The organism is Peribacillus folii, from assembly GCF_030271255.1.
Classification (GTDB): domain Bacteria; phylum Bacillota; class Bacilli; order Bacillales; family DSM-1321; genus Peribacillus.
Genome location: NZ_JASJOM010000010.1, coordinates 51,635 through 64,802, shown reverse-complemented (window position 1 = coordinate 64,802; position 13,168 = coordinate 51,635). Strand labels below are relative to the sequence as shown.

The 13,168-nt window shown below is 44.0% G+C and carries 12 protein-coding genes; 7 read left to right on the top strand and 5 right to left on the bottom strand.

The window, feature by feature from the left end:
- Positions 1 to 165 precede the first annotated feature (165 nt).
- The 6 genes from QNI08_RS17015 to QNI08_RS16990 all read left to right on the top strand — a co-directional run bounded on the left by QNI08_RS17015 (position 166) and on the right by QNI08_RS16990 (position 6,025).
- Positions 166 to 1,380 (top strand): ammonium transporter, encoded by a 1,215-nt coding sequence (locus QNI08_RS17015; RefSeq protein ID WP_285768592.1) that lies wholly within the window; start codon positions 166 to 168, stop codon positions 1,378 to 1,380.
- A gap of 15 nt (positions 1,381 to 1,395) precedes the next feature.
- Positions 1,396 to 1,758, top strand: coding sequence for a P-II family nitrogen regulator (locus QNI08_RS17010; protein WP_285768591.1), 363 nt, complete (start codon positions 1,396 to 1,398; stop codon positions 1,756 to 1,758).
- Positions 1,759 to 1,795: 37 nt separating this feature from the next.
- A complete protein-coding gene (locus QNI08_RS17005) occupies positions 1,796 to 1,978 on the top strand; it encodes a hypothetical protein (RefSeq protein WP_285768590.1) in 183 nt (60 codons plus the stop codon).
- Positions 1,979 to 2,222: 244 nt separating this feature from the next.
- A complete protein-coding gene (locus tag QNI08_RS17000; RefSeq protein WP_285768589.1) occupies positions 2,223 to 2,873 on the top strand; it encodes a LytTR family DNA-binding domain-containing protein in 651 nt (216 codons plus the stop codon).
- Between the two features lie 131 nt (positions 2,874 to 3,004).
- Entirely contained in the window at positions 3,005 to 4,531 is a 1,527-nt protein-coding gene (locus QNI08_RS16995; RefSeq protein WP_285768588.1) for a succinyl-CoA:acetate CoA-transferase ScpC, read from the top strand.
- 387 nt (positions 4,532 to 4,918) lie between these two features.
- Positions 4,919 to 6,025, top strand: a complete 1,107-nt coding sequence (locus tag QNI08_RS16990) for an AI-2E family transporter (protein ID WP_285768587.1) — start codon at positions 4,919 to 4,921, stop codon at positions 6,023 to 6,025.
- A 48-nt stretch (positions 6,026 to 6,073) separates the two neighbouring features.
- Here QNI08_RS16990 and QNI08_RS16985 read toward each other — a convergent pair whose 3' ends face one another.
- The 5 genes from QNI08_RS16985 to QNI08_RS16965 all read right to left on the bottom strand — a co-directional run bounded on the left by QNI08_RS16985 (position 6,074) and on the right by QNI08_RS16965 (position 12,459).
- Positions 6,074 to 7,492 carry an NAD-dependent succinate-semialdehyde dehydrogenase gene (locus QNI08_RS16985; RefSeq protein ID WP_285768586.1) on the bottom strand — a complete coding sequence of 473 codons (1,419 nt, stop codon included), beginning with the start codon at positions 7,490 to 7,492 and terminating at the stop codon, positions 6,074 to 6,076.
- A gap of 189 nt (positions 7,493 to 7,681) precedes the next feature.
- Positions 7,682 to 8,950 carry a dicarboxylate/amino acid:cation symporter gene (locus tag QNI08_RS16980; protein ID WP_285768585.1) on the bottom strand — a complete coding sequence of 423 codons (1,269 nt, stop codon included), beginning with the start codon at positions 8,948 to 8,950 and terminating at the stop codon, positions 7,682 to 7,684.
- A gap of 191 nt (positions 8,951 to 9,141) precedes the next feature.
- Positions 9,142 to 10,053 (bottom strand): ketopantoate reductase family protein, encoded by a 912-nt coding sequence (locus QNI08_RS16975; protein ID WP_285768584.1) that lies wholly within the window; start codon positions 10,051 to 10,053, stop codon positions 9,142 to 9,144.
- 156 nt (positions 10,054 to 10,209) lie between these two features.
- Entirely contained in the window at positions 10,210 to 10,770 is a 561-nt protein-coding gene (locus QNI08_RS16970) for a 3D domain-containing protein (RefSeq protein ID WP_285768583.1), read from the bottom strand.
- A 624-nt stretch (positions 10,771 to 11,394) separates the two neighbouring features.
- The gene (locus tag QNI08_RS16965) at positions 11,395 to 12,459 is read right to left on the bottom strand and encodes a M20 family metallopeptidase (RefSeq protein WP_285768582.1); all 1,065 of its coding nucleotides are present in this window, start codon (positions 12,457 to 12,459) and stop codon (positions 11,395 to 11,397) included.
- A gap of 163 nt (positions 12,460 to 12,622) precedes the next feature.
- On the opposite strand from QNI08_RS16965, the gene QNI08_RS16960 reads away from it, so the two are divergent.
- Entirely contained in the window at positions 12,623 to 13,129 is a 507-nt protein-coding gene (locus QNI08_RS16960) for a general stress protein (protein WP_285768581.1), read from the top strand.
- The last annotated feature ends 39 nt before the right edge of the window (positions 13,130 to 13,168 follow it).

The following is a 13,168-nucleotide window of genomic DNA, read 5'->3' as shown; positions in this document are numbered from 1 at the left end:
GAGCTTATTTTAGAAGTGGTGGAGTAGATTTGATGTTAAGTAATATGACATAAAAAATAAAAAGTGAAAAAAATCAGTTGAATTGTTAGAATATTGAGTATATGATAAAAAATATAACATATATTTGTTAACTAACATAACATATAAAATGAGGGGGAATGCAATATGCAAATGGCGGATTCGGTTTTTATGTTTCTGGCAACGATGATGGTTTGGCTAATGACACCAGGGATTGCCCTGTTTTATGGGGGGATGGTGAAGAGTAAAAATGTCCTGAATACAGCCATGCACAGCTACATGCCTCTGGCTGTGATATCGATTCTTTGGGTGCTGTTAGGCTACTCATTATCGTTTTCACCAGGAAATGCGCTGCTGGGGGGACTGGATTGGGTTGGCTTGAAGGATGTAGGCTTTGAACCTGGTCCGTATAGCGATACGATTCCCCATAGCTTATTCATGTTATTTCAAATGACTTTTGCCGTTTTAACTGTTTCGATCATCGCAGGCGGGATTGCCGAACGGATGAAGTTTTCAGCATTTTTGATTTTTACGATCTTGTGGTCTTTATTGGTATACGCACCGGTTGCTCACTGGGTATGGGGAGGCGGCTGGCTGGCGCAGCTTGGGACACTTGATTTTGCCGGTGGCAATGTTGTCCATATTTCTTCAGGTGTTGCCGGGTTGGTTTTGGCGATCATGTTGGGGAAAAGGAAGGAATCGGGGGACAGCGCGCCGCATAATCTGCCTTTGACTTTTCTTGGGGGGTCACTAATATGGTTCGGGTGGTACGGATTTAATGTCGGAAGCGCTTTGACGATCAATGCAGTGGCGATGACGGTATTTGTCAATACAGCCGTTGCTGCAGCTGCTGGCATCATAGGCTGGCTAATCGTTGATTACATGGCGAATAAAAAGGCGACATTGCTTGGAGCGGTGTCCGGAGCGATTTCCGGGTTGGTTGCCATTACACCCGCTTGTGGTTTCGTGACGCCTGCTTCCTCGATCCTCATAGGAGTCGTCGGCGGGGCCGTTTGTTTCTGGGGCGTCTTCTTCCTGAAAAACAAACTGGGATATGACGATGCGTTGGATGCCTTTGGGCTGCATGGGATAGGCGGAACATGGGGCGGGATAGCTACAGGTTTATTCGCAACGACTTCGGTCAACGAAGCTGGTGGAAATGGACTGTTTTACGGCGATTTCAGCTTACTCTGGAAGCAGCTTGTGGCCATTGTGGCGACATATATTTTCGTTGCCGTAATCACTTATGCCATTGCTAAGGTCATTCATGTGTTCGTACCGTTGCGAGTCAGTGAAGAAGATGAGTCAATGGGTCTCGACCTTACACTTCATGGAGAAAAAGCTTATCATGAATCAATTTAAAAGGAGGGTGAATATATGTCAGAGGTTTTAACGAAAATAGATATTATCACACGTCCGATCAAGTTTGAACAATTCAAAGCGGAATTGGCAAAAATAGGGGTAAGTGGAATGACTGTATCGGAGGTGAAAGGAACGGGTCTTCAAAAAAGCTATGTGGAAACGTATAGGGGACGAAATCGCGAAATGTCCCTGCATGACCGGTTGAAAATAGAAATTGTCGTATGTGAAGTTCCCGTTCAGGAAGTCGTGGATGTAGCGCGTAAATTCTTAAGCACCGGTAAACCTGGTGATGGGAAGATCTTCATTTATGAATTGGCGAATGTCGTGAATATCCGCACTGGAAAAGAAGGGCATGATGCGCTGAAGAATGAGTACTGAAGCAGTGCAGGAAACATGAAGAAAGGGAGCGAACCAAATGGGAAGATTGGTCCGAATCGTTCATGCAAAAAAAGAGAGGATTGCCGCTACGCTCATTTCGGAAGGAATATATCAACCTGATGATCGAACCTTTTTAATGGAATTGCCATTAAAGAATTTAGAGGAAATTTTGTCGCTTCGAAGTAAACCCTCCTTTCGTAATCCCCGTTCCAATAAATGAACCTTCACCGTTCTTCTGGAGCGGTTTCTTTTTGTTGCTTGGATCTTCCGAGGGACCTTTTTCTTGAACGGCCATGGAAATTACGGAGCTTTACAACTATAATGGGTAAGGGCGTAAACTTGAAGCAGCTTTTTTTGACGCATTTCTTGTGTTGTAAAAAGGTGAGGGTGGAAATCGTTAATTCTATTAGCGGGTGCTCTTTTTCGTAAATTATTAATATGTTCTTATTAAGAGGTGAAAGGAAATGGACCAATTTACGGTCGAATCCGTTTTAAATATCATCAGGGAGTTTGTACCAAAGGGTGCTTCAATTTCCGTGGCTGATTCAGAGAAATACATTTATTATCAACCGAGCAAGCAAGTGGACTTAAGGATAAAGCCGGGTGATTTAATAAGTGAAAAAACAGCTACATACAAGGCATTGAGTGTCCGGAGGAAAATTGGGGTGCAAGTCGAGAGTCATGTATTCGGCGTACCTTACTATGGGTTGAGCGTACCGATCATGAATGAGGGTCATCCTCTAGGGGCGGTCACGGCGATACTGCCATCAAAGCCATTAATCTTACCTACATCATTCCTGACCATTAAAATGGATGACCGCTGGATTCCTCTTCCATATGATCAAATCATGTATTTAGAAGCACAAAACAGGAAAACGAAAGTTCAGTCCGAACTTGTGAGTGGATACCATAAAATGAACTTAAGTGAATTGGAATTCATGTTGCCGAGCGATTTATTCATTCGTGTGCATCGTTCTTATATCGTCAATATCAATTATATACAAGAAATCCTTCCTGATTTTCATTCAACATTTTTACTGATCATGAAGGACAATTCCAAGATCCAAGTCAGCCAAACATATGCAAGCCAATTCAGGAGAGCACTAGGTTTTTAGTGCTCTCCTTTATGTGTGGAAAATGCTGTCTGATGCCCAGATAAAGGCTTTTCATTCGGAAATGAATGTGACGATTACAAAGGATTGATAAAATTGGGTGTAAGAAAGCGAAAAAAATGGGGGTCTTTTGGATGAAAGAAAGCGTTTTCAATAAAATTCGCAATGAACAATTTAAGGGGAAAGTTGTTACGGCGGAGGAAGCCGCTTCATGGATCAAAGACGGGATGAAGCTTGGCATGAGTGGGTTCACTCGTGCCGGTGATGCAAAAGTTATCCCAATGGCCTTGGTTGAAAGGGCAAAAACTGAAGTATTCAAAGTGGACGTATATACTGGTGCATCCTTGGGACCGGAAGTCGACCTGCATATGGCGGAAGCCGGAATCATCAATAAACGCTTACCATTCCAAGCAGATAAAGGAATACGCAATAAAATCAACGCCGATGAAGTCACATATGTGGACCAGCATTTGTCTCATACAGCAGAACAAGTCCGTCAAGGCCTTGTCGGGCCTATTGATTTTGCGATAATCGAAGCATTGGCCATTACGGAGGAAGGGTTAATCATTCCGACTACTTCCGTCGGTAACTCAGCCATCTTCGTTCAAGAGGCTAAACATGTAATCATTGAATTGAACGTATCCCATCCAGAAGGATTGGAAGGTATGCATGACATATATACACCAGCCAGGCAAGGAGAGCGAGAGCCCATTCCAATGACGGATGCAAGCGATCGCTTAGGCTCCATCGGCATATCGGTTGAACCTGAAAAGGTAATGGGAATCGTCGTATCAACTGACCTTGATGCGCCCTCGACAATCGTGCCGCCTGATGAAGAAACGGCGACGATCGCCAATCACCTAATAAATTTCCTTCGTGATGAAATCAAGGCAGGCCGTTTGACGGAGAAACTTGCACCGCTGCAATCAGGTGTAGGTTCAGTGGCAAATGCAGTATTCGCCGGCTTCCTTGATTCTGAATTTACAGATTTGGAAGTGTACTCGGAAGTCCTGCAAGATGCGGTATTCGATTTGATAGATGCTGGGAAAGTCAAATTCGCTTCTGGCTGTTCGATAACATTAGCTGAAGAAAAGGGGAAGCAGGTATATGGTAATCTCGATAAATACCGCGATAAACTTGTTCTTCGGCCGCAAGAAATATCCAACCACCCTGAAATCATCCGCCGCCTCGGTCTGATTTCAATCAATACAGCGTTAGAATGTGATATTTATGGCAACGTAAACTCAACACATGTTTCAGGAACTAGAATGATGAACGGGATCGGTGGTTCAGGAGATTTTGCGCGTAACTCACGCCTCGGTATTTTCGTAACGAAATCCTATGCAAAAGGCGGTAAAATATCCAGTATCGTTCCATTCGTTTCTCATGTGGATCACACTGAGCATGATGTGGATGTGTTAGTGACAGAGCAGGGCATCGCTGATCTGCGCGGACTTGCTCCTAAAGAGCGCGTGGCATTAATCATCGAAAACTGTGCACATCCTGACTACCGTCCGCAGCTTCGTGCCTATTTCACGGAAGCGGTCGCGCAAACAGGGGGTCACCAAACTCCGCATATTCTTGAAAAAGCGTTTTCCTGGCATATGAACCTAATGAAAAATGGTACAATGCTTGAAGCTGTCCTTCAAGTTCAGGAATGATCGTGAAAGCCCTGCTTATAGCAGGGTTTTTTATTCGGTCCGTATTCTCTTTTAAGCATGGAAACCTATCAACTTCCATTTGGGTATTGCTGGCGGGTAAGCAGGCGGGGTGTTAAAATGAATCTTAGGAGATACAGGCACCGGAAACTGTCCTGATAATTCCTTTCTTTGAAAATACGAAACATGTGAGAAAATGGTTGAACCTGATAAGGAAAGGGAAAGGAATCGTGGGAGGTTTCTTTTATTTTTGCATTAAATTATACATTCAAGTTATTGAAATATGGTAAACTGCTAACAATGAACGATTTTCATACATAGGTTTTCTTCGAATGATTTCGTTTCCATAGAAAAAAGGGTAGATAGAATGGCTATAGTGGAGGAGATAATTTGTTCAAAACAAAACTGCATTTTTGGACGTTAGAGTTATTATTATTATCTTTACTTTTTTATGTTGGTACAAAGATTTCTTTCCTCTTTGAACCAATTGTGATCTTTACTTCAACGTTGTTTTTCCCCATTTTGATTTCGGGCTTTCTCTACTTTTTGTTCAATCCAACTGTGGATTTCCTCGCCAAAAGACGAGTGCCAAGGGGATTGGCGATATTATTGCTATATGTATTCTTCCTTGGTTTGATCAGTTTGTTGGTTGGACTTGTTGGGCCATCCCTATCCAAACAGGTTACCGATTTGATTAATAACCTTCCTGACTATTTCAATCAAACAAGGAAGTTCATTGAAGATTCGGCACAGTCAAAATGGTTCTTGTGGACGATGGAACAAGATTATGTAGATTTGCAAAAAGTAGGAGATTCGCTGCAAAAATATTTGACTGATTTACCTACCAATATCACGAACAGCCTATCTTCCATATTCAGTGTAGTCACGAACATTACATTAGTGGTCGTGACGGTTCCATTCATCCTGTTTTATATGTTGAAGGATGGAGATAAGCTTCCGAGCGCGATCATGAAATTCGTACCGGTTGGATATAGGAAGCCGGCCTTGACCGTTCTTCAGGAAACGGGGGAAACGCTTACCACTTACATACAGGGACAGATGCTTGTTTGCATGTTTGTAGGAATTGGCACATTCATTGGTTATTTGATCATTGATCTGCCTTATGCCTTCCTATTTGCGCTGATTGGAGCCGTTACGAACATCATTCCGTATGTTGGGCCTTTCATCGGGGTAGCTCCGGCAGTCATTGTGGGGTTAATCCATTCGCCGACCCAGGCGTTATTGGTCATACTCGTTGTAACGATCATCCAGCAGCTGGATGGCAATGTCATTTCGCCATTGGTGATCGGGAAAAAATTGAACACACATCCGCTTACGATCATCATCCTTTTGCTCGTGGCCGGAAACATAGCCGGTATCATCGGGATGATTTTGGCAGTTCCGACTTATTCCGTCGTTAAAACGATCGTGCTGAATATCGTGAAATTGATCAGGATCCGTAAAGAGGAAAAGCTTGAAGAAGAGATATTGGAATGAAAAAAGGGGGACCAGCTCATATGAGCTGGTCCCTTTCTCATTAAAAGATTACAAGCCTAGAGAAATGTATTTCACTTCCAGGTATTCCTCGATGCCTTGGTGGCCGCCTTCACGGCCAAGTCCGCTTTGTTTGAAACCGCCAAATGGTGCTTGGGGAACGGATGGAAGCCCATCATTCAAACCGACAATACCAAATTCAAGTGCTTCGGTGATTTGGATGCCTTTGGTGATATTTTCAGTGAAGACGTATGCTGCCAATCCGAAAATGGAGTCATTAGCCCTCTTGATTGCCTCTTCATCCGTCTTGAAGGAGGTGATGGGAGCCAATGGTCCGAACGTTTCTTCCTTCATGCAAAGCATGTTGTCATCAATGTTGGATAGGACAGTAGGTTCAAGGAAAAGGCCGCCGATGGCTTTCCCGCCTGCTTCAAGCTTAGCTCCGCTGTTTATCGCTTCATCAATTTGTTTTTGAACCTTATCCACAGCATTTTGGTCGATGAGCGGCCCGATATCGACGCCATCCTCCATTCCGTTTCCAACCTTAAGTTCCTTGACCTTGGCAACGAGCTTTTCGATGAAGGCTTCTTGAATGGCTTCGTGGACATAAATGCGATTGGAACAGACGCACGTTTGCCCGGCATTCCTGAATTTGGAGCTAATGATGCCATCAACCGCTTTATCAAGGTTAGCATCCTCAAGAACGATTGCTGGGGCATGGCCTCCGAGCTCAAGCGAGATTTTCTTGACCGTGTCGGCCGATCCTTTCATTAAGGTTTTCCCGACCTCTGTAGAACCGGTGAACGTCAATTTGCGAACTCTTGCATCTTGAAGCCAAGTTTCCCCGATTTCAGCTGATTTGCCTGTCACAACATTGATGACCCCTTTTGGAATGCCGGCTTCTTCAGCCAATTCAGCCATCTTTAAGGCGGTGATTGGCGTCAGGTTAGCGGGTTTAATGACGACGGTACAGCCTACAGCAAGGGCGGGCGCCACTTTCCTGGTGATCATCGCTGCTGGGAAGTTCCATGGGGTAATGACAGCCACGACTCCGACTGGCTGTTTGGTCACGAAGAGTCGCTTGTTGGAAACGGAGGGAGGTATCGTTTCGCCATACACGCGTTTTCCTTCTTCCGCGTACCAAGACAAAAATCCGTTGGCATATGTCATTTCACCAAACGCTTCATTAAATGGTTTTCCTTGTTCCTCCGTCATGATCTTAGCCAATTCTTCTTTATTATCATCAATCAATCGATGCCATTTCCAAATTAATTCAGCCCGTTCGTAGACAGATCGCGCTGCCCAATCGGGAAAGGCTTCATGTGCAGCATCAGCGGCCTTCGCCGCTTCCACTGCGCCGCCTTTTGGAACGGTGGCGACGACTTCATTCGTTGCTGGATTCGTCACTTCAATTTTATCCAATCCAAAATCCGACCACTCACCATTAATCAATAATCCGTAATCTTTCATGATAAAACCTCCCATTTTGGTTTAATCCATCAAACTACTAAATGAAACTTTCAACTTTATACTTTTACCTGTTAGGTAAAAGTATAAACACTTTATCTTGATTACGAAATTAATTTGATTGGCTTTTTTTAGAAAGTCATAAAAAAGAGGGGCAAGCATTGCTCTCCTCCTCCTTTTTCGTATGTCCATTTATTTTTCCGCTGATACGGCCACTTCACCAATATTATCGGAGAGGGCATGATTTGGATTGAATTCACCTTCGGATTTGGAGATGACCACCGTGGCGACACTGTTGCCGATAAGATTCGTGATGGCACGCGCTTCAGACATGAAGCGGTCGACTCCCAGCAGCAGGGCCATCCCTTCTACGGGAATCATCGGGAAAGCGGCCAAGGTTGCAGCAAGGGTAATGAATCCAGAGCCGGTTACACCGGCAGCTCCTTTGGAGGTTAACATCAAAATACCCAGAAGCGTCAATTCCTGCCATATGCTTAAATCCACACCATAGGCCTGGGCGATGAAAATGGCTGCCATGGATAAGTAGATGGATGTGCCATCAAGGTTGAAAGAATAACCAGTTGGCACCACCAAACCGACCACCGATTTTGAACAGCCGTATTTCTCCAGTTTTTTCATCACGCTTGGCAGAGCGGATTCGGAAGAAGAGGTTCCTAACACTAAGAGGATTTCTTCTTTTAAATAGGCAATGAATTTGAAAATATTAAAGCCATAGATTTTAGCGATCGTGCCAAGGACAAGAACGATGAACAGGGCCATGGTGATATACACGCTCCCCATCAATTGCCCCAGTGAACTTAAAGAGCCGAGTCCAAATTTTCCGATGGTATATGCCATTGCCCCGAAGGCAGCCAATGGCGAGACCTTCATGATCATACTGACGATGCCAAAGAAAATATCGGCGATATGCTGAAGGAAGGAAACAACTGGCTGTACTTTCGGACCCATGGCAGCCATGGATAAACCGAACAGAACGGCAAAGAAGAGGATAGGAAGCAGATCACCGCCAGCCATTGCCGCAACGGCATTATCAGGAATGATATTGGATATGAAGGCGATCGCGCCATGTTCCGTTTCAGATGCGGCTGTCGTATATTGTGATACATCACCGCCTTCGACTGAGTCGATGTTAAAGCCTTTACCGGGGCCGAGCAGATTGACTACGATGATTCCGATGGCCAGGGCAAAAGTGGTTACGATTTCAAAGTAGAGCAAAGCCTTTCCGCCGATGCGGCCAACCTTTTTCATATCACCCATACCGCCTATTCCGATTACGACGGTTAAGAAGATGATCGGTGCAATGACCATTTTTATCATTTTGATGAATAAGTCAGCCAATATCTTCAGCTGTTCACCAAAAGCAGGGAAAAAGAAACCGACCGTTATCCCCAGAATGATACCGATGATGACCTGAACCGTTAAATTTTTTAATAGTTTCATGAGGCATTCTCCTTTATTATATGATAGCGCTTACTTAACTTGGGTTCAGTGTAACAGAAGAAGGAGCTGGAATATTCTTTTGGTGATATTGTTCTTTTAGGTCTTTTTGGTCTTAAGGGGACATAGAGGAGAAGGAAGGGAGGGCGGAACTGCCATAAAAAAAATACCGGCTGAATACCGGTATCATAAAGTCAATTTTCAAATGGTTTTATGAGGGCATAAAGCGTTCCGATCACGGGAAGCTCCAATCCGACCTTGTCAGCAAGACGCAGCGCGCCGCCTTGTAAATGTTCCACTTCGAGCGTTAGGCCTTTCCGGCGATCCTGATGCATGGAGGAAGTGGATTCCTCGGCTAAACCTGCCATATTCTCCAAAGCCTGAGCAACGTTCTGCCTGGTTATCCCGATATCATAAGCGTTGGCAAGTTCCATCATTTCAATAAGGGCATCTTCCAGTAACCCGTTGCTTTCCGGAAATCTCCGTATCGCGCCGATAGGGAGGTTGGCTGCGGTAGTTACACCGGAGAAGGCGGTGATGAACATATATTTAATCCACATCCTGATTAGAATGTTTTCCGTCCTGTTTACCGACATGATAGCTGATTTTGCAGCTTGTTCAAAGTCATCGCATACCTTTGCTTGTGACGGGTGAAGCGCACCAAAAATTAAGTCGTGATTCTCATTTGAATGAATGATATGCCCCCTTTCATCAAGGGTGGCAATGATAAAGGCACTGCCTCCGAGCACGGCTTCCTCACCGAGTTCATCCTGTAAAATGGATATATGCTCTAATCCATTCAAAAGCGGCAGGACCTTGGCGCCGTTTTCAACAAGCACCTTTAAATCGGCGAGGGTGCCTTGCAAATGCTGCCCTTTAACGGCGAGAATGACCAAATCTGCTTTTTCGATATCATGCACGTTCTCAAAGATTTGAAGTTCGTTAAATTGGCAGTTTCCATGAGGGCTGGTTATCGCAATGCCGTTTTCCTTCAATTGTCTGGCACGGTTTTTCCTGACCAGATATTGAACTTGCTGTCCTGCCTGCTGCAATCGGCCCCCGAAGTAGCAGCCGAGTGCCCCGGCCCCCATAATGACAATATTCAAAGTGAACACCTCTTTTTGTAAGATGTACCCATCATAACATTGTCGTAATTTTCAGTAAATACTTATTCTACAAGGACATGCAGGTGGTTTAAAAAGGTTGAAGTTAGGGAATAAGAAAAGATCAGCCCGAAAGTTTTCGGGCTGATCTTTTCTTATTTATTTATACACTTTGACTTTTACCGTTTTTCTGCCCCAATCAAGTGCTTTTGAGTGAGAAGAGTAGAAGACGTCAATTTTATTTCCTTTGATTGCTCCGCCTTTATCTGCCGCGATGGCTTCACCGTAACCTTCCACATGAACTTTCGTTCCTAGCGGAATGACCTTGGGATCGACGGAAATGGCTTTTACTTTAGGATTTTTCTTTAAGTTTAGACCTGTTGCCGTAATCCCGCTGCAGCCCTTACAATTCGCTGTGTACGCGGTCGCCTTCACCGTGATCGTTTTATATTTCTTGGCTGTGGATGATGTTGTTTTAGCTTTTGGTTTAGCAGAACTAGAAGGCTTCTTAACCTTTAGGACTTGCTTTGGATGAATGTTATCTTTTTTTAGGTTGTTCCAACTTTTGAGTTGATTGACTGTTATATTATGTTTATTGGCGATACCCCATAGTGTGTCGCCACTTTTGACTTTGTATGTAGTAGTAGCAGCCGATGAAACTCCGGAAAAACTAAATACCAGGAAGAAAGCAGTGAAAATTGGAAGTAGTATTTTTTTCAAAATGAATAGTCTCCTTTGTTTTAAATCGTAGACTTAGAATAACAGGTCTATATGACAATAATGTTTCGGTGGAATAGTAATTGTGTTACAAAAAAGTTTCCGTTGATAAATGAATGTAATATTAACTAGGCAAAAGGGACTTGGTTGGGGAAGGTTTCGATATGTTTTATAATGAATGATCATGTCGGTTTAAAAGCTTTTATAGCTATTTTAATGGCGTATTTTGTTTGAATGTACAATATTTGGTTGTATTACAACTAGTTTTAAAGTCCTGTGTGTTTTTGTAACCCGATGCTACGAAATCATGTCTGGATTATTGCGTGATAATTGATGGAATGGGGAGGGAGTGAGGTCGGGCATTCATTTTAAATGATTTGATAGATTCCGTTTACCCTGAATCATTAGGACGCTAAGGGTGGAAATCTGATTGCCCATAAATTTGAAGGTGTGGACTTTGCCGTTTTTTTTAATGAGCTCTGCCTTGGAGCTCGAATACTATTCTGCTGATCAAACTTTAAGTTATTCATTATGGATAAGCTGATGATGTCATTCAATTAAGTAGATGACCTAAAAAAGATGCCGTCTGCAAAAAGCAGGCAGCACCTTCTTCAAATGATGAAACTATTAAACTAAAGTGAATTCCGTTGCAAAATCAACTAGCATTTTTTGATAGACGGCTACCGATTCCAGATCAACACATTCCCTGTCTCCATGCCAATTTTCTCCTTTTGGTCCGAATTCGATGGCTGGGATATCATAAGCGGCAAAAAAGACGGTATCAGCCGAACCATGCTGCCCAAAAATCACGGCATCTTGGTTGATGTTTCTTTGGACGACGGGACGAAGCAGTGTGATGAATGGGTCTGACTCTTCCGTTTTCACTGGCTTGCTGTACATATTGATGAAAATATTCTTACCCGTCACACTTTCGATTTGAGTCACGACTTCCTCCATGGTTTGTGTAGGGAGATAGCGGATATCCAGACTGAGCAAGCAGGCATCCGGTACCTTGTTATAGACGTCCCCGCCTTTTATTTTTGCTAGGTTAATGGAGGGGGAGTCGTAAAGGGGAGTATGATCCCTCGTGAAAGGAAGCTCCTTTATTTTTTGATAGAGTTCATAGGCCTTCTCGATTGCATTCACGCCCTCCCATGGGCGGCTTCCATGTGCGGATTTACCGGAAACTTCAATATCAAGGCGCAGGGCACCCTTTGCCTGAAGGCCAATTCCCAATTGGGTTGGTTCCGCACAAATCACAAAGTCCCCTCTATAACCATGTTTCGCTAAATAGCCAGAACAGTTCAACCCTCCAGTTTCTTCATCCGATACTATTTGCAACTGAATCTTCAATCCTAGGTTCATGTCCTTCAGTTCAGAGAATGCACACATCATTCCGGCAACCCCTGCTTTCATATCGGCTGCCCCGCGTCCATACAGGCGCCCTTCATGAACTTGTGGGAAGAATTGATCCGGAGTTCCGCTGACAACATCGACATGGCCATTCCAGATGACGGTCTTATCTCCTTGGCCAATCTCGCTAACGAGCATCCTATACCCATTATTAACGATTACGTTTACGTATATTCCTTGTTTTTTAAGCCAGTCCGCACAGTATTCAACTGCTTCGTTCGCTCCTTTTTTCGATGAACTGTCGATTGATACTAAATCTTTAAGTAACTCGATGAGCAAAAAGAAAACCTCCTAAATATTTGGATACTATCATTATATATACCCTTCCTTCCTAAGTGTTAACTCTAAAAATCTTTCCTGTTACATGACGTTTATTCCTTCCACTTTCTGGGGTATGTAAAGGGGGAGCGATAGTTTACATTCTTTAAGGAGGATGATAGAAATGGATAAACGTATAATTGGGGTTTATGAAACTGGAGAAGAAGCCATTAGGGCCGTTGAGGCCTTGCAGGCCGATGGATATAACCGTGATGAAATATCGGTAGTAGCAAAAGATAAAGAGGAGTTAAGGACAGTCAATGAAGAAACCGGTACGAAGGCCGAAGAGGGTCTCGCAGCTGGTGCAGCGACCGGTGGGATTTTGGGAGGAGCAGCTGGTTTGTTAGCAGGAGTGGGCGCATTGGCTATACCGGGAATAGGACCGGTATTGGCAGCAGGACCGCTTGCTGCAACCTTGGCTGGCGCAGCTGTAGGAGCGGGTACAGGCGGTTTGGCCGGTACATTGATCGGGATGGGCTTACCGGAAGATGAGGCGAATCGATATGAAGCGGATGTGATAAACGGCAAGCTGCTTGTGCTGGTCGACAAAGATGCGCGTAAATTGAATTCTTCTTATTCAGGTATTACAGAAACGGATGAAACGTTAACGCATGGCAGGAGAACGCTATAATGACAAGCGAAAAGGGACGGACCCCTTTAGGGTCCGTCC